The 15,538-nt window shown below is 46.3% G+C and carries 16 protein-coding genes; 3 read left to right on the plus strand and 13 right to left on the minus strand.

Features of this window, described 5'->3' with window-relative positions; genetic code table 11:
- Positions 1–34: 34 nt before the first annotated feature.
- From WMO28_RS08090 to WMO28_RS08100, 3 genes are all read right to left on the minus strand, one after another.
- Positions 35–691, minus strand: a complete 657-nt coding sequence (locus WMO28_RS08090; RefSeq protein ID WP_349056628.1) for an SdpI family protein — start codon at positions 689–691, stop codon at positions 35–37.
- Entirely contained in the window at positions 681–959 is a 279-nt protein-coding gene (locus tag WMO28_RS08095; RefSeq protein ID WP_178645656.1) for an autorepressor SdpR family transcription factor, read from the minus strand. The genes WMO28_RS08090 and WMO28_RS08095 overlap by 11 nt, the downstream gene beginning before the upstream one ends.
- A 254-nt stretch (positions 960–1,213) precedes the next feature.
- A complete protein-coding gene (locus tag WMO28_RS08100) occupies positions 1,214–1,444 on the minus strand; it encodes a hypothetical protein (protein WP_178645654.1) in 231 nt (76 codons plus the stop codon).
- A gap of 157 nt (positions 1,445–1,601) precedes the next feature.
- Here WMO28_RS08100 and WMO28_RS08105 point away from each other — a divergent pair, with 157 nt between their 5' ends.
- Both WMO28_RS08105 and WMO28_RS08110 read left to right on the plus strand, forming a co-directional pair.
- Positions 1,602–2,828, plus strand: a complete 1,227-nt coding sequence (locus WMO28_RS08105; RefSeq protein WP_178645652.1) for a diphosphate--fructose-6-phosphate 1-phosphotransferase — start codon at positions 1,602–1,604, stop codon at positions 2,826–2,828.
- 18 nt (positions 2,829–2,846) lie between these two features.
- A complete protein-coding gene (locus WMO28_RS08110; RefSeq protein WP_178645650.1) occupies positions 2,847–3,056 on the plus strand; it encodes a DUF6219 family protein in 210 nt (69 codons plus the stop codon).
- 88 nt (positions 3,057–3,144) lie between these two features.
- On the opposite strand, the gene WMO28_RS08115 is transcribed toward WMO28_RS08110, so the two are convergent.
- The 9 genes from WMO28_RS08115 to WMO28_RS08155 all read right to left on the minus strand — a co-directional run bounded on the left by WMO28_RS08115 (position 3,145) and on the right by WMO28_RS08155 (position 10,157).
- The gene (locus WMO28_RS08115; protein ID WP_349056629.1) at positions 3,145–4,890 is read right to left on the minus strand and encodes a S8 family peptidase; all 1,746 of its coding nucleotides are present in this window, start codon (positions 4,888–4,890) and stop codon (positions 3,145–3,147) included.
- A 95-nt stretch (positions 4,891–4,985) separates the two neighbouring features.
- Complete coding sequence (locus WMO28_RS08120; RefSeq protein WP_178645646.1) at positions 4,986–5,759, minus strand: prolipoprotein diacylglyceryl transferase; 774 nt, start codon at positions 5,757–5,759, stop codon at positions 4,986–4,988.
- Positions 5,756–6,583: an arginase family protein gene (locus WMO28_RS08125; protein WP_178645644.1), complete on the minus strand. Its 828-nt coding sequence runs from the start codon at positions 6,581–6,583 to the stop codon at positions 5,756–5,758. The genes WMO28_RS08120 and WMO28_RS08125 overlap by 4 nt, the downstream gene beginning before the upstream one ends.
- A complete protein-coding gene (locus WMO28_RS08130) occupies positions 6,571–7,620 on the minus strand; it encodes an HdeD family acid-resistance protein (RefSeq protein WP_349056630.1) in 1,050 nt (349 codons plus the stop codon). The genes WMO28_RS08125 and WMO28_RS08130 overlap by 13 nt, the downstream gene beginning before the upstream one ends.
- Positions 7,621–7,742: 122 nt before the next feature.
- Positions 7,743–7,931: a small, acid-soluble spore protein, alpha/beta type gene (locus tag WMO28_RS08135; protein WP_178642059.1), complete on the minus strand. Its 189-nt coding sequence runs from the start codon at positions 7,929–7,931 to the stop codon at positions 7,743–7,745.
- 72 nt (positions 7,932–8,003) lie between these two features.
- Positions 8,004–8,195 carry a PspC domain-containing protein gene (locus tag WMO28_RS08140; RefSeq protein WP_178642056.1) on the minus strand — a complete coding sequence of 64 codons (192 nt, stop codon included), beginning with the start codon at positions 8,193–8,195 and terminating at the stop codon, positions 8,004–8,006.
- Positions 8,196–8,212: 17 nt separating this feature from the next.
- Entirely contained in the window at positions 8,213–9,079 is an 867-nt protein-coding gene (locus WMO28_RS08145) for a DUF4097 family beta strand repeat-containing protein (protein ID WP_178642053.1), read from the minus strand.
- Entirely contained in the window at positions 9,076–9,837 is a 762-nt protein-coding gene (locus WMO28_RS08150) for an HAAS signaling domain-containing protein (RefSeq protein ID WP_178642050.1), read from the minus strand. Before WMO28_RS08150 ends, WMO28_RS08145 begins: the two co-directional genes overlap by 4 nt.
- Before the next feature lie 2 nt (positions 9,838–9,839).
- Positions 9,840–10,157, minus strand: a complete 318-nt coding sequence (locus WMO28_RS08155; protein WP_178642047.1) for a helix-turn-helix transcriptional regulator — start codon at positions 10,155–10,157, stop codon at positions 9,840–9,842.
- Between the two features lie 222 nt (positions 10,158–10,379).
- Here WMO28_RS08155 and WMO28_RS08160 point away from each other — a divergent pair, with 222 nt between their 5' ends.
- On the plus strand, positions 10,380–11,807 hold the full coding sequence (locus WMO28_RS08160) for an RsmF rRNA methyltransferase first C-terminal domain-containing protein (RefSeq protein WP_178641642.1): 1,428 nt from the start codon (positions 10,380–10,382) through the stop codon (positions 11,805–11,807).
- 4 nt (positions 11,808–11,811) lie between these two features.
- On the opposite strand, the gene addA is transcribed toward WMO28_RS08160, so the two are convergent.
- Positions 11,812–15,537 carry a helicase-exonuclease AddAB subunit AddA gene (gene addA, locus WMO28_RS08165; protein ID WP_349056631.1) on the minus strand — a complete coding sequence of 1,242 codons (3,726 nt, stop codon included), beginning with the start codon at positions 15,535–15,537 and terminating at the stop codon, positions 11,812–11,814.
- Between the last annotated feature and the right edge of the window lies 1 nt (position 15,538).

The following is a 15,538-nucleotide window of genomic DNA, read 5'->3' on the forward strand; positions in this document are numbered from 1 at the left end:
ATATCACGAAGAGGGCTATTTCACCATTACTTTCTCAGATTCCTTTCTTATAAAGAATAAAAGAATAGACCATCGGGATCAGCACACATACCGCCACAATGATCAGCAGCAGATTTATACTCAGGATCAGAGAATTCGCCAGAAAAAGAACGCCTCCCAGAATAATCGTCCAGCCCGCCAGACGGTTAGTTCTGTTCCAGTTCTCCTCACTGTTCAGTGTCCAGGAAAGTTTGATTCCTATTGTATAATTCTGTTTCACCTTGTGGATATAATTTCCCAGAAAGATAAACATAAGCCCAACCAGTATATTTATCACCATTCCCACATTTACATCCATTCCCAGTGCTACCCCGTAGATCGACATACAGCAGACCACTGACACGATCGGTACCAGCCACAGGATCATATTAAAAATACGCTTACCGATATTTCTTCGTTTCGGATCATTCGCTGTAGCAATCACGCAGAACAGATGCACCAGAAGCAGCAGAAACGGAATTCCGAACACGGCCATAGGTTTGCTGCTCCAGCCATTCGCCAGATTATGCGTGTCAAAATGTGTGGCAATCTTTTCCGGCAGACGGTTCCAGAGGAGAACTCCTGCCAGTGACGGCGACAGTGTAAGAAGGCATCCTGAGATCAGTGATGTCTTATATTCCTTTAAAAATTCTTTTCTTTCCTCATTCTTCATGTTTATTTTCTCCTTTCAGGTCGCTGAGCCACAGAAGCAGTTCTTCTACCACCGTAGTATTCAGCTCATAATACACAAAATTCTTCACCTTCGTCTCCCACACCAGATCCGCTTTCTTAAGAATCTTCAGATGATAGGATATGGTCGCTCCCGTCATGTCAAAATGTCCGCCGATCTCACCGGCCGACATTTTCCCATTCTTTAAAAGCTGCAGGATTTCCCTTCGCACAGGATCCGAAAGCGCCTTGAAGGTTTCCGCAAAAGCCATTGCTGCCTCCCTTCCGAACGGGTATCTACGCTCCGTTCTTTTTTATAATATTTAGAAATATTTCTAAATAGAATATATATTTTTCTCATTCATAAGTCAACAGGTATTTAGATTTTTTTCTAAATAGTTACATTTGTCATATACAAAAATATTCGAGTGCATAAAAAAACGAGGATATCTTTCATCGCCTCTGCGACCTTATGATATCCTCATTCTACTTTGAGCCGTCATATTCTGTTTTCCTCTCTGCAAAACTATCTCATGCAAAAATCAAGTCTGGATGTAATCTCAGGTGCAAGCTCCGGCACATGTGCACAAAATTCCATTTCTCTTCCAAGCCCAATGGATGCAACTCCGAGAATCGATTTTCCGTTTACGGTTCTGTGCCCTCTCTTTAAATCCACAGCAAATGGAAAACGCTCTGTCACGTCGAGAAAACGATTCACTTCATCCATGGTTTCAAACTGTACTTTTCTCACTGTCATTAATTCTCCGCCTCCTTTTTTCTATCTTTACTATTATTTTACTATGAAATATCCATTTGTACAGAGTAAATTTTTATGAAAAAAGGTGGAATTTTTGGATGTTATCCTCGCGTATTTCTGGTACAATATAAAAAAACAACACTCAGGAGGTATCAAAATGTCAAAAAAGAACCTTATCGCAGGACAGTCCGGCGGACCGACCGCAGCGATCAACAGCAGTCTTTACGGTGTGGTATCCGAAGCACTTAGGCACACAGACGAAATCGACCACGTTTATGGCATGGTCAACGGCATCGAGGGATTTTTAAACGGAACCATCCTTGATTTCAAGGAAACACTTCCGGGAGATCAGCTTCAGGCACTGACCTGGACACCCGGTGCCTACCTTGGTTCCTGCCGCTACAAGCTCCCCGAATCTCTGGAAGATCCGGTTTATCCTGAACTTTTCCGCAAGTTTGAAGAGATGAACATCGGCTGGTTCTTCTATATCGGTGGCAACGATTCCATGGATACTGTCAGCAAGCTTTCCCGCTATGCCGAGAAGATCGGAAGTGATATCCGTATCCTGGGTGAACCGAAAACCATTGATAATGACCTGGTAAATACCGATCACACACCGGGCTTCGGAAGCGCTGCACGCTACGTAGCTTCCACTGTCCGTGAAATCACTCTGGACGCCTGTGTCTACGAAAAAAAATCTGTCACCATCATTGAGATCATGGGACGTCATGCAGGCTGGCTTACAGGTGCTGCTGCCCTGGCCCGCAAATACACCGGAGATAATCCCCTTCTCATCTATCTTCCGGAAACAGATTTCGATGTAGAGGAATTTCTTCAGAAAGTAAATGCCGCCTTCGAGAAAAACTGCAACGTTGTTGTCTGTGTGTCCGAAGGAATCCACGATAAAGACGGCACCTTCATCTGTGAATATGACAGTGCCGCAGGAACGGATGCTTTTGGTCACAAGATGCTTGCAGGCTGTGGCAAATACCTGGAGAATCTTGTCCGCAGCCGTCTTGGTGTCAAGGCACGTTCTGTTGAGCTCAACGTCAGTCAGCGCTGTTCCGCCTCCATGCTCTCCGAGACAGACCAGCAGGAAGCAATCCTCGCCGGTGAATTCGGCGTTCAGGCTGCTCTCTCCGGCGAAACTGGAAAGATGATCGCCTTCAGTCGTTTAAGCGACTCTCCTTATTCCATGAAATGCACCCTGGAGGATGTCAATCTCATCTGCAACGAAGAAAAAACCGTGCCAGTTGACTGGATCACAGCCGACGGCTCCGACGTTACAGAAGACTTCATCCGCTATGCACGTCCTCTGATCCAGGGAACAGTGGAAGTTCCGGTCGGTGAAGACGGACTTCCGGCGTTTGTATACCGAAAATAATTCTCATGGAGGTTCAAAATGAAAGCACATAAATATTGGTCACTCGGTGCACTTTTTACCATGCTGGGAGCATTTTACACCGGTTACAAGAATATGAGATCAGCCCATAAATATTTTGCCTTAAGTTCACTGCTCTGTATGATCATGTCAATCTACTCCGGTCATAAAATGATTTCAGGAAAATCCAAGCACACCAAAGCATCTGCTTCTGAAGATAACGCAGAATAATTTACACAGCAGTAAAGATATTTTTTCATATATGATGCCTGGCAGAAACAATTCTTCCGCCAGGCATGTTTTTTATATCCATAAATTTCTATGTCAGCAACTCAAACGTATGATACAGATCCACACGCCCATACCCCCACTCCGGATTGGGGTACTGCATATTCTCCTCTCTTCGGGCTCCTCTTTGCAGATAATATTTCACACTGCTTCCCGTAAAAAACGGCTGATTGTTCCGTATGATCGCCCATTCAAACAAAAGCGCTGCAATCCCGGACATCTGTGCTGCCGCAATACTGGTGCCAGAACGCACCCCAAATGCGCCTCTCATCAGCGGAGCCTTCACATTCACCCCAGGAGCAGCCAGATGGGGGGTCACCATTCCCGAAGGTGTGTACCCCCTTCCCGCCGCTATATAAAGACTTCCGTCCTTGTGCTGATAAGCAGTTGCCGTGATACTGTTTCCCGCGTCTCCAGGTGCAGTGACGGTCGTATATGGCGATGGCTCCAGAAAATACGTATCCTGGGAGATCAGGCTTTCCACTGGAAGCCACATATGGAACTGCACATTCTGCCGGTTTCTGGCCTCCGTAAAAATCTTCCAGATACCCGCTGCCGGATGAAAAAAGCGCAGATATACAAGCGAATATCCTGTCTGTCTCTCGATCAGAATATAATTCACATACACCTTCGTCTCCACAAAAACGAAAGACAGCTCCTGTGTCCTTGCCCCCAGTGAACTACTCACATCCAGGCTCTCCCCCGTTGGTGACTGAATGGAAATCTGATAGATCTCCGGCGGTTCTCCCCAGAATTCCAGTGTAAATCCCTGCTCCTTCTCCGCGATCCGAAGTTCTGTAGTGATCCGCCCTCTTCCCTGAGAAAAAAATCCGGTGCTGTGATTCCGGGTATTCCCCTCATTTCCCGCAGCCACAGATACAGACACCTGGGAAAAATTCGCCACATAATCCACATACTGGCTGAGTGCGTTTTTTCCCAGATGCGCGCCCTGGCTGCTGCCGATCCCAAGGCATATGGACAGCGGCATTCCAAGCTCCCTTGCCCATTTCATGGCAAAAGCCACCGCCATCATAAGGTCATTCTCCTGAAAAACCTCCGCATCCGGCGGATAAAGATAAAAATTCCGAAGATACTGCTTTGCCTGTTTTACCTTAATAATAATCAGAGATGCCTCCGGTGCTGCTCCTGTGAAATTTTCTTCCAGAACCTGGTTTCCGGCGGCAATCCCGGCCAGTGCCGTTCCGTGTCCGTTGGTATCCTCTGACGGCACGATCCGGAGAGGTTCTTCCTCTTCCAGTGCCCGGTCAATATCCTTTTTTCGAAACAGCCGTCCGTATGGCACCTCCGCCCTGCTGTTTTCATCGCCTTCAAGCAACTGATCCCATAGATATTCGATCCTGGTTCCCCCTGCATTTCGAAAAACCGGATTCTGATAATCAATCCCCGAATCGATCACAGCTACAGCAGTTCCCCTTCCCCGCAGCTTCAGATAAGGATGATCGTGAAGCCTGGTAACGCCCGACGCTCCGGCTGCTTCCATATCCATATATGTATAGCATTTCGGAATGGAATTATAAGAAGTTCCAGTAACCTCCATCTCTCCCATATTTTCCAGCGGCACATACAGGATTCCGAATATTTCATTGATTTCCTGAAAAACAGTTCCCGGAAAAAGCTCCATGGTATTTTTTACATTTTGCATGTATTTCACGATAAAATCCCCGAAGTGCTCACTTTGTGCCGGATTTTCCGGCTGCACTCCGGGGATTTCTTCCTGTGTTCCCATATATGGCTCAAAATCTTCTTTTTTCAGCATAGCAGACCTGCTTTTGCCGTTTTCACAGACTTATGCGTAAACGGCCTGTCCATATGTCTGCTGTCGGATTGTTTTGTGGCAATGCAGACCTTCTCTTATCGTCCTGCCACTTTTGACGTACTTCTTTTCATCACCTGCACCAGAAGCAAAATTCCTGCAATTCCCGTAAAAATACTGATAAACTGAGAAGTTGAAAAAATCCCCACACTTCCCCTGATGATGTCTCCTCTGAAAAATTCTATGATAAAACGTCCCATACTGTAGAAAATCAGATAGCAGGCTGTCACCTGACCGTCTGCTTTTTTATGACGGACGATCAGTATCAGCACCAGAAAATGCAGAAAATCCAGTCCGCTGGAGTACAGCTGTGTCGGAATCAGTGCTACATGATTCGGTGCATAAACGGATTCCTGAAATGTAACCGATAAGATACCATGTGTCTCTTTTCCATAACAGCAGCCTGCCAGAAAACATCCGATCCGTCCAAAGCCCTGCGCCAGAGCCACCGAAGGAAGCATCACATCTGCATATTTGAAAAACGTCAGTTTCCGGACTCTGCAATAAACAAGTCCTGTAAAAATTCCTCCGATGATACCGCCGAATACCACAAATCCCGAACTTAAGGTTTCCAGCATAAATCCCGGATCCTCTATAATTGATCTCCATTCTGTGATCCAGAAAAGAAGCTTTGCCGCCAGGAATCCACCAAGCAGGCACCACAGGATCATGGGAAAGATTTCATCGCTATCAAGCCCCTGTTTTCCGGCTCTGTATTCCGCGCTCAGACAGCCGGCAACGATTCCGATGGCGATCATCAGACCGTAGCCATATACCGTAAATGGCCCTATGGTAAGAAGTTCGTTTTTCATCTGTCTCCTCCTGATGTCTTGTTTCCATACGCTTTCTCTTCTTCTGACAGAAAAAATTCCCACAGTCTGTCGTTGGCACGATCATTTAATTCACTGTTTTCGCCCTCTGTGGCATCACATTCTCCACAGATATCCACTCCCAGGATTCCCGGCAGAATATATTCCTGTACATTTCGTTCTGTATCTGTCATTCCGGCACACTCTGATACAACCGCTTCCAGACACTGTAGCATGGTTTCCAGCTTCATATCTCCCTGGCTCCAGTTAGTATCTGCCTCCTCTTTGTTAAGAACATCTTTATCTATGGATATATAAAGAGGATTTTTTCCCACATGTGCTCTTACAAAATCCGGAATTTCCGCTTCGTCCATATCCAGAAGCTTCTCTCTGCTTAAAAAATCCACCTTCTCCCGAATCTCCGGCTCTACTCTGGAAAAAGCCTCTTCGTCCGGTCCTATGAGGATCACTTTTTTCAGCAAGGGAATCTCCATCAGGGAATCGTAGATCCAGCCGCCGCAGGAAAGCAGACCGCCAAACGCAGGTGGCTGCATATCTGTATGATTGTCAAACACCAGAAGCTCAAAGGGATGAGAAATCTTTTCCAGCCAGATCCTTGTCATATAATGATAGTTTCCGGAATCAATAAAGTGAATTCCTCCACAGGAATACGGTCTGATGCGGCTGCGTATCTCATCCATCGCATCCGCATCACAGTAGCAGTTGGTTCCCGGAATATCCCCGCATTCCACCCAGATCGGTTCTTTCGTCTTCCAGAACTGCTGATCCTCATATATCCCGGAAAAATCCATGATCAGTCTTTCCATTCTTCCAGTTCCTCATCGTCTGAGCTGTTCAGGAGATCCTTCAGGCTGCCGCTCTTTACGACATCCTTTCCCACATCAAAAATACCCATCTCCGCACTCTCCGGCTCTTTTTCCCACCGGGTGTTATTGCTCTGCGCCTGCTGTTCTGCCAGTGACGCCATGGCTTCTCCGGTGTCGGTCTGTGCAGCGGTTTCATCCTCAGTATTCTCTGCAGATGTCTCCTCTGATGCAGCTACGTTCTCTGTCATATTCTCTATATCAGCGATATTTTCCGGCTGTCCATTCGATTCCTCAGATTTCTCTGTTTTTTCTTTCGACATCAGAAAGCTATTTTCGGAAACATCCGGCTGTTCATATTTTTTCGCTGCACTGCCAATGCTTTCACTATTTTCTTTGTACATTGGCACTGCGGTCTGATTTGTCTGTTCAGCCGCTGTTTCCGCTGTATTTCCATCTGTTTCGGACGCATTTTCCTTAGCTGCTTCGGCTTTTTTCGCAATCTTTCGAAGTCCAAGCTTCATGATAATAAAGAACACGATATCTGCCACACCATTGCACACCAGGATCCAGCCGGAAAAGATCAGAAGTGTCATGATCTTCGGGAATCTTCCGAACAGCATCACGATTCCCAGAGCAATAAAGATGAGACTGCCGATCAGCAGTACACTCCAGGTTTTCTGACCGCCTTTTTTCAGAAGGAAAGCTCCTTTAAATTTCCACAGACTGTCTACAAGCACAAAAGCACCCAGCATCCATGGAAGAAGCTTGATCACGATAGAAGGCGTCATAAAAAGAAATACGCCAAGCACAAAAACCATCACACCGCTCAGCAGATCCAGGATGGTCGCGGTCTCTTTTCCACGTATGTAAATATAGATATGATAAATGCCCGCTCCGATCAGGATCAGCCCGAATACGATCTTACAGATCACATCGACCGTCTGTGTGGGGATCAGGATCAGGCAGAGTCCCAGCAGTATATAAAATACCGATGAAACGATCTCTCCTTTTAGAATCTTGCTAATTTTTTCTCCCATTTTTCTACCTCCTAATCATGCAATCAGTATAGCTCTTTTTCCCCTCTCAGTCCACCCGTAAAGTCTGAAAAAAGTATAAAACAGCCTGAAGGATAACTCTTACTGTTCCTTCAGGCTGCTCCCTATTTCTTATGTTTCTTTTTTGTCATCAGACCACCGATCCGTCCGGTTTCCTTGGCTGAGAGACTCTTCCATCCATCCTTCAGCACTTTATCCAGTACTCCCATCTCGTCAGCGATCTCATATTTCAGTTTCTCCGCCTGGGAAAGCTTTCCTTCCAGGAATGCCTTCACTTCTTTCTCCTTGTTCATATCCACACTCCTCATCTTTTTTATGAAGTATGGACATTTTTTGAAAAATTATACGACGCAGAGTACTTTTTCCTAGTCTCTTCCGTCCGGAATGATGATTGCAGCAATGATATAGGCCAGAATTCCTGCTCCGCCCATAAAGGTAACGATCACCCATACAAGACGGACCAGTGTCGGATCAATATCAAAATATTCCGCAATACCTCCACAGACACCACACAACATACGGTTTACTGATGATTTGTAAAGTCTCTTGTTACTCATAATACATACCTCCCATTTCATACTTCTTGTTCAAACTCAACATTGACCTCACCCATTCCGCAATCCAGGCTGATCGTATTTTTGGCTCCTGCATTTTCAATAGTTCTGCTGCCAGAAGTCAATGAAGTTTCCAATGCTCCGTCCACATCCAGGTTTCCAAGTCCACATTTCAGTTCATAGCTATAATCTGTATTTTTGCCCGCAAGTGAAAACTCCATGCTTCCCATGCCACATTCTCCTATTACATTCACAGCAGCAAGCTTCTCAATCTCCACGCAGCCCACACCTACTGCAATCTCTGCATTCTGTGCCGCCATACTTCCGGAATTCTCAAGCGTTCCGGCACCTACATTAATCTTCAGCTTATCAGTCTTAAAATCTCCGTCAAGTTCTATGGTACCGGCTCCCATCTGAATATTCATATCCTGAAACTTCTTATTTGCAGGACAGGATATCTCGATCATACGATTCTTTACTTTCCTGTTGCTGCGGATCGTCAGACTGCCATTGCTGCTCCTGATTTCCACCTTATTATGATCTGTTCCGCTAACCTTCACCCGCACCTGCTCCTCATTCCAGATATTCAGAATAACTTCTTCATATTTCAGGTCAAGAGAAATCTCAGATACATCCGATGCCCTGTAAGTTTTTATCAGACCGGAAACATCCGATTGCTCATCAGCTTCATCTTCAAAGTCCTCCTCATCCGATTCCTTCTCTTCCAGACGATTAGCAAAACTATGTCGCACCTGATTAAGTCCATTATCCAAAATACTGATATCCCCCATAGTCGCACCCATACCGACGCCACCTGCAGTAAGTCCAAATCCCACTACTGCAAACACTACTGCCATAACAAGTATCACTTTCAGAAAACGCTTCATACTTTCTCCGCCTTTCTTCCGCTTATGATATTGCTGCAAAATCCTGTAAACTTCCGAAGTATCATTGGAAGCAGCTTACCTGCAAGCCATACCGTCAGTGCCAGTAAAAACAGTCCCAGTGCCATCATCAGGCATCCGATACCAACCGTAAGAATTCCTGCAGGCGGCATGGAAAAAGCAAGCGGAATTCCCACGATCACACACGCGATTGCAGCGATCACAAGTACAACTGATCCTGCTCCGACACAAAATGTCAGAAAAAACGGCAATAAAACTAACGTCACAAGGATCCCCAGTACTCCGCCAAACAGACCTTTTAACAAAGGTGCCGCAAAAACAAGTACGATCAGCGCCAGTATGACGCCTGCCTTATTCTGCTTCTTCTCTGCATGATAGCCTCGCTGTGCACGTCTCTCTCTCCTGCTTCCGGCTTTCTGATGTCTTTCATTCTTATTCGTTGTTTCCCGGAATGCTATTTCTGTATATTTGTCCGGCATATCATTCTCTTTTTTAATTCTGGTGTCCTGGTATCCGTTCTCCGTATATTCGCTGTAATCTCCACTGTTCTCCTGAAGATCCGCCTTAATGATCGCGGCAACTTTCCCCGGGCTCCCAAGCTCCCGGATCACCTCACTCTCGTTCTCCTCGCCTGCATCGTCAAAATATTCCTCATAATATTCCATTGCTTCCTGCCGCTCGGTCTCTGAAATATCGAAAAGCAGCCTCTCAAGCTGTTCCATAAACTGCCTTCTGTCCATGTTCAAACTCCTTCCTCAAACATCCTGGTAATCTTGGATGAATAGATTCCCCATTCACTTCTGTAAAGCTTCAGCTGTGCCGCACCCTTGTCAGTCAGCTTGTAATACTTCCGGTTTCTGCCTGCATATTCCATATTGTAGGCTTCCAGGCATTCATCCTTCTGAAGTCTTCGAAGTACCGGATACAGCGTAGATTCTGAAACCTCCAGAACACTACGCACATCCTGAGTGATCTTATATCCATAAGTTCCATCTTTCTCCCTGGAAATAACAGCCAGAACGATTGCATCCAGGAGGGCAGCTCCTGTGTTAAATACCATCTGCTCACCTCTCTATAACGATCTGTATATTCTTTATCCTTCATATAATAAAATATATAATATTATTTTCCAAGTAATACTATATATTGTATAATATAGTTTTGTCAATAGTATTTAGAAAAATGTTCACATCCTTTATAATGTTTTCAGAAATACCTAACGACTGTACGCATTTTCAATATTTCCGATCAGAAAATGCATACACACATTTATGGAGGAACTATGACAGATTCAGATAAAATAAAGACACTTCCGCTTCCTTTTTTGGAGCGGATGAAAGAAATGCTTGGAGACGATTATGACGCTTTTCTGAAAAGCTACGAAAATCCACGAACCTACGGTCTCCGCGTAAATACAGCGAAGCTTTCCTGTCAGGAGTTTGAAGCGCTTTCACCTTTTAAGCTTCAGCCGATCCCGTGGATCTCAAACGGATATTTTTATAATGAGGAGAGCCGCCCGGCACGTTGTCCTTACTATCAGGCAGGACTTTACTATCTTCAGGAGCCAAGTGCCATGACACCTGCCTCCAGACTTCCTATTGAGCCCGGAGATTTCGTTCTTGATCTCTGTGCAGCTCCCGGCGGAAAAGCTACCGCTCTCGGTGCTGCTTTAAATGATACCGGATTTCTGCTTGCCAATGATATCAGCACATCCAGAGCCAGAGCCCTTCTCAGAAATCTGGAGCTTTTTGGTATCAAAAATATGCTCGTCACCGATGAAAAACCAGCCAAGCTTGCACAGCGTTTTCCATCCTTTTTCAACAAGATTCTTCTGGACGCTCCCTGCTCCGGAGAAGGTATGTTCCGAAAGGAAGAAGCACTTGCCCGCGACTGGACTCCTGAAAAATCCGCTGAGCTTTCCGACATTCAGAAGGATCTTGTCCTGAAAGCTGCAGACATGCTTCGCCCCGGCGGAATGTTACTCTATTCCACCTGCACCTTTGCACCATGTGAGGACGAAGAGGTTGTCGCTTATCTTCTCAGTGAACGGCCGGATATGGAGCTTATTGAAATGCCCGGATATGAGGGCTTTTCAGCGGGACGCCCGAAATTCGCCGGTGCTGCCGCCGCCTTCGATTCGGAGGAGCTTCGCAAATGTGTCCGTATTTTTCCACATAAAATGGACGGCGAGGGACACTTTCTCGCCCTTTTCCGCAAAAAAGGAGACTCTCTTCCACCTGTTTTCCGCTCCTTAGAGAAAGGACCGGATAAAAATACCCGCAAATGGCTGGATGAATTTTTTGCAGAGATCGGCTTAAAAACTCTCGGCGGACAGGAATTCGACTGGAACCGCGTGGAGGTCCGCAAGGATAAGGTCTACTATCATCTTCCTTTCCCTCTGGATCTTCGTGGCATTTCCTTTCTGAGAAACGGTCTGTATCTCGGCGATCTCAAGAAAAACCGCTTCGAGCCATCCCAGCCTCTGGCGCTGGCACTTCATAAAGGAGATATCGAAGCTACTATCTCCCTTTCCGTTTCCGATGAACGTATCACCCGCTATCTGAAGGGCGAAACTCTTAACATCGAACCGGATGAAGCTGCTCACAAAAAGGGCTGGCATCTTCTTTGTGCAGACGGCTATCCTGTCGGCTTCGGCAAACTTGTCAACGGAATCCTGAAAAACAAATATCCTGCCGGCTGGAGAGTGTAATCTCTCACAGCCGGATTTCTTTTCCAAGTGTAAAGGAATAGATATATCTCTCCTTCACTCTGCGTCCGGTCATCCGCTCCAGTGCCTGGGCATAATCCTCAAGCTGTACATGATACCGGTCGATCAGCTTCTGTTCTTCTCCGTTTCTTACAAAGTCCGTTTTATAGTCCACCAGAACGATTTCATCATTCTCAATGAAATATGCGTCAATGATTCCCTGTACAAGAACATCTTCCTCACACTGCCATTCCCCTTCCAGCTCTGATGCCTTTCTTGCGATCACAAAGGGCTGCTCCCGGAAAAGCTTTTTCTGCAGTGCTGCCGCTTTCATCCTGTGGCCCAGTGCTGATTCCACAAAATGCAGAATATCACGAATCCGCACAGACGCCGCCTCTTTTTCTTCCATTTTTTTCAGACTCACCAGTTCCTCAAGCTGCACCCGAAGTTTCTCCTGCGTATCCGTTCTCTGATAATCCAGACATTCCATCACCCGATGATAAGCAGTTCCCCGAAACGCACCTGTATAGCCTTCTTCTTTCTTCGCTTCAATAAAGCGCGGAATCAGCGGCTGAAGTTCCTCGTCCTGCTCATAATCCACAGTCTCCTCCAGATCCTGTTCACTGTGATAGCTTCTTTTCTTCAGCTCAGATACGCTGACCTTCACAGGAAGCTCTTTCAGATATTCATAAGGATATACGAAAGAAAAACGCCGCTCCAGTTCTTCCCGTATCTCACTGTCATAGACGATTCCCGGATTCCAGTTTTTCAGAACCTCTTTTTTCATTTCCCGCTCTGCCTGTTCCACAACCTCATTCTCTGTGAGATCCGCTGCAGTGATCTTTTTCACCACAAACTCTGACGCATCCCCATAAAGAGGATTATTGCGGTTCATAAAAATCCCATATTCCTGAAAAATCCCGTTCATGCAGCGGTGTCGGGCAAGTGCCGGCAGCACATAATCCCAGTAGCATTTTCCACGCATACGCATTCCAAGAGAAATCAGTTCTTCTTTGTTGTCCCTTAAAACGGACAGTGCCATGATCTGATTCTCCAGATCACCCACAGCTCCGCACAGGATCAGCTTCTCCTTAGCCCTTGTCAGTGCCACATACAGTACACGAAGCTCCTCTCCAAGACTCTCTTTCAGAAGCTCTCTTCGAATGATCTGTTTGCACAGAGAAGCGGCTATGATTCTTTTATCCGGTAAAATGGCATCTGCACCGATTCCAAGCTCCGGATGAATCAGAATACTGGCATTCATGTCACGGAAATTAAAGCGTTTGCCCATTCCTGCGGCAAATACCACCGGAAATTCCAGTCCCTTACTCTTGTGGATCGTCATGATCTGTACTGCGCTTTCTCCGGCACCGGAAAGATTTACTTCCCCGTAGTCCACCTGATACTGCTGCAGCTTCTGGATATACCGGACAAAATTGAACAGCCCGCGATAGCTTGTCTTTTCATATTCCATAGCTTTTTCCACCAGCATGTTCAGATTCGCACTTCGCTGTGCACCATCCGGCATAGCTTTTGCGTAGCTGCCGTATCCGGTGCGTTCCAGAACCTCCAGGATCAGCTGATGAACCGGTGTGTACGCGGCCATGTCTCGAAGCGTATTCACAGTGTCCATAAAATGGGACAGTTTTTCTCCCAGTCTCCTCTTTTCCTCTTCCATGATTCTATGTTCCCGGTATTCCTCCACAAAAGCTTTCACGCACTCATAGATCATCCCCTCCGGGTATGCGATACGAAGCTCTGCCAGATCCTCTGTTGTACATCCGGCTATAGGAGAACGCAGTACACCGGTAAGCGGAATATCCTGCAGCGGATTATCAAGCACACGCAGATAATTCAGAAGTGTCACAACCTCTGTTGTGGAAAAATATCCTGTTCTGGATGCCGTATAGGAAGGGATTCCCCTAGCTCCCAGCACTTCACCAAAGGTCTCTGCCCATCCGGCCGCCGAACGCAGCAGGATCACAATATCTCCGTATTGAACCGGACGATACTCTCCCGTTTCTTTATCCAGGATTCTGTCATGTCCCACCATTTCCCGGATCCTGTCCGCAATGGCCAGAGCCTCCAGCTCCCTTTCATTCTCCGGAGCATCTGCCTCATCATTATCCTCCAGGATCACATCATCCTTCTCAACAAGAAGAACTTCTGTTTTTATAAATTCCGGATCCTCTCCTTCCGGAAAAGAAGCTCCGGGATAAAGAGCTGCCGCTTCATCGTAATCAATGCCTCCCAGATCCTGTCCCATGATCTGACGGAAAATAAAATTGACACTTTCCAGAACCTCCGGGCGACTTCGGAAATTTTTGTGAAGATCAATACGCTGCTCCTTGCTCTCTGTCAGGGAATAGCTGTGATACTTCTCCATAAAAAGCTCCGGACGCGCCAACCGGAAACGGTAGATACTCTGCTTCACATCTCCTACCATAAAAATATTCTTACGATCATTGACCCAGCCGGAAACATTCTGCATCAGGATCTCCTGTACCAGGTTACTGTCCTGGTACTCATCCAGCATCACCTCATCATACTTTTCAGAAAGTTCCCTGGCCGCCTGACTTGGTGTATACGTATCCCCATCCTTCTTAAGAAGGATATCCAGTGCAAAATGTTCCATATCCGAGAAATCCAGAACGTTTTTTTCTCTTTTTTTCAGGCTGAAACGTTCTGTAAAGTCTCTGGTAAGTTTTACCAGCATCTTAAGAGGTTCTGCCGATGCCTGAGTCAGCTCTGTAAGCTCCTCCAGTGTACACTGAAAATATTTACTGCCAAGGTCTTTGAGAATGCCTTTTTCATCCTCACGGATATCCTTTACAAGGTTCTTCAGCTGATCCGATACCCCTTCCATCTTCTTTCCAGACAATCTGGCAAAAGACAGATTCTGAAGATTCCGGGTCATTTCATCATAGTCCTGTTTAACGGACAGTTCCTGAAGTTTCCGGATCAGCAGAAGGTCACTCTGCAGTGCATCCTGATAAAGATCCGGTCCCTCCGGCTCCATACAGATCTCCATCGCATTCTCTGCAAGCTCTCCCGCCTCCTTCAACGCACTGTCCACAATATCCCACAGATAATGGAACCACGGCGTTCCTGCAATTCCCTTTTCCGGATCCAGCTGATAATTTGCAACACAGCCATCCAGCCATTCGTCCGGCCACGGATTACTCATCGAAGCATTATATAGATCCAGCACATGCTCTTTCAGCCCTTCATCGGATTTCCCTGCTGCATAGCACTCCACAAAGGCAGTAAATTTCTCATCACCTTCTGCATAATAGTCCTCAAAAAGCTCTTTCAGAACATCCTCCTGAAGAAGCTTCAGCTCTCCTTCATCTGCGGTCCGATAACCAGGATCCAGACCGATCAGATGAAAATAATTGCGTATCACGTAGGAACAGAATCCATCGATTGTTGTGATCTGAGCTGTGTGTATCAGCATCATCTGTCTTTGCAGATGCTCATTATCCGGATCTGCTGCCAGCGCCTGATCCAGTGCTTTTTCAATACGTTCCCGCATCTCACCGGCCGCTGCCCTTGTAAAGGTCATGATTAAGAGTCTGTCAATATCTACAGGCTTTTCAGGATCCATGATCTTACTTAATATCCTCTGTACCAGAACTGCCGTCTTACCGGAACCTGCTGCTGCGCTGACCAGAATGTTCCTGTCGCGAAGTGTGATGACCTTCTGCTGTTCTTCTGTCCATTTCATCCCCATT

The organism is Blautia aquisgranensis (assembly GCF_040096615.1).
Classification (GTDB): Bacteria; Bacillota; Clostridia; order Lachnospirales; family Lachnospiraceae; genus Blautia_A; species Blautia_A aquisgranensis.

Coding starts and splice junctions, on each gene's coding strand:
- WMO28_RS08100 (WP_178645654.1), bottom strand. CDS start 1,444: ATGACAGTGAGAAAAGTACAGTTTGAAACCATGGATGAAGTGAATCGT.
- WMO28_RS08145 (WP_178642053.1), bottom strand. CDS start 9,079: ATGAAGCGTTTTCTGAAAGTGATACTTGTTATGGCAGTAGTGTTTGCA.
- WMO28_RS08095 (WP_178645656.1), bottom strand. CDS start 959: ATGGCTTTTGCGGAAACCTTCAAGGCGCTTTCGGATCCTGTGCGAAGG.
- WMO28_RS08135 (WP_178642059.1), bottom strand. CDS start 7,931: ATGAACAAGGAGAAAGAAGTGAAGGCATTCCTGGAAGGAAAGCTTTCC.
- WMO28_RS08140 (WP_178642056.1), bottom strand. CDS start 8,195: ATGAGTAACAAGAGACTTTACAAATCATCAGTAAACCGTATGTTGTGT.
- WMO28_RS08150 (WP_178642050.1), bottom strand. CDS start 9,837: ATGGACAGAAGGCAGTTTATGGAACAGCTTGAGAGGCTGCTTTTCGAT.
- addA (WP_349056631.1), bottom strand. CDS start 15,537: ATGGGGATGAAATGGACAGAAGAACAGCAGAAGGTCATCACACTTCGC.
- WMO28_RS08125 (WP_178645644.1), bottom strand. CDS start 6,583: ATGGAAAGACTGATCATGGATTTTTCCGGGATATATGAGGATCAGCAG.
- WMO28_RS08090 (WP_349056628.1), bottom strand. CDS start 691: ATGAAGAATGAGGAAAGAAAAGAATTTTTAAAGGAATATAAGACATCA.
- WMO28_RS08105 (WP_178645652.1), top strand. CDS start 1,602: ATGTCAAAAAAGAACCTTATCGCAGGACAGTCCGGCGGACCGACCGCA.
- WMO28_RS08130 (WP_349056630.1), bottom strand. CDS start 7,620: ATGGGAGAAAAAATTAGCAAGATTCTAAAAGGAGAGATCGTTTCATCG.
- WMO28_RS08115 (WP_349056629.1), bottom strand. CDS start 4,890: ATGCTGAAAAAAGAAGATTTTGAGCCATATATGGGAACACAGGAAGAA.
- WMO28_RS08120 (WP_178645646.1), bottom strand. CDS start 5,759: ATGAAAAACGAACTTCTTACCATAGGGCCATTTACGGTATATGGCTAC.
- WMO28_RS08160 (WP_178641642.1), top strand. CDS start 10,380: ATGACAGATTCAGATAAAATAAAGACACTTCCGCTTCCTTTTTTGGAG.
- WMO28_RS08110 (WP_178645650.1), top strand. CDS start 2,847: ATGAAAGCACATAAATATTGGTCACTCGGTGCACTTTTTACCATGCTG.
- WMO28_RS08155 (WP_178642047.1), bottom strand. CDS start 10,157: ATGGTATTTAACACAGGAGCTGCCCTCCTGGATGCAATCGTTCTGGCT.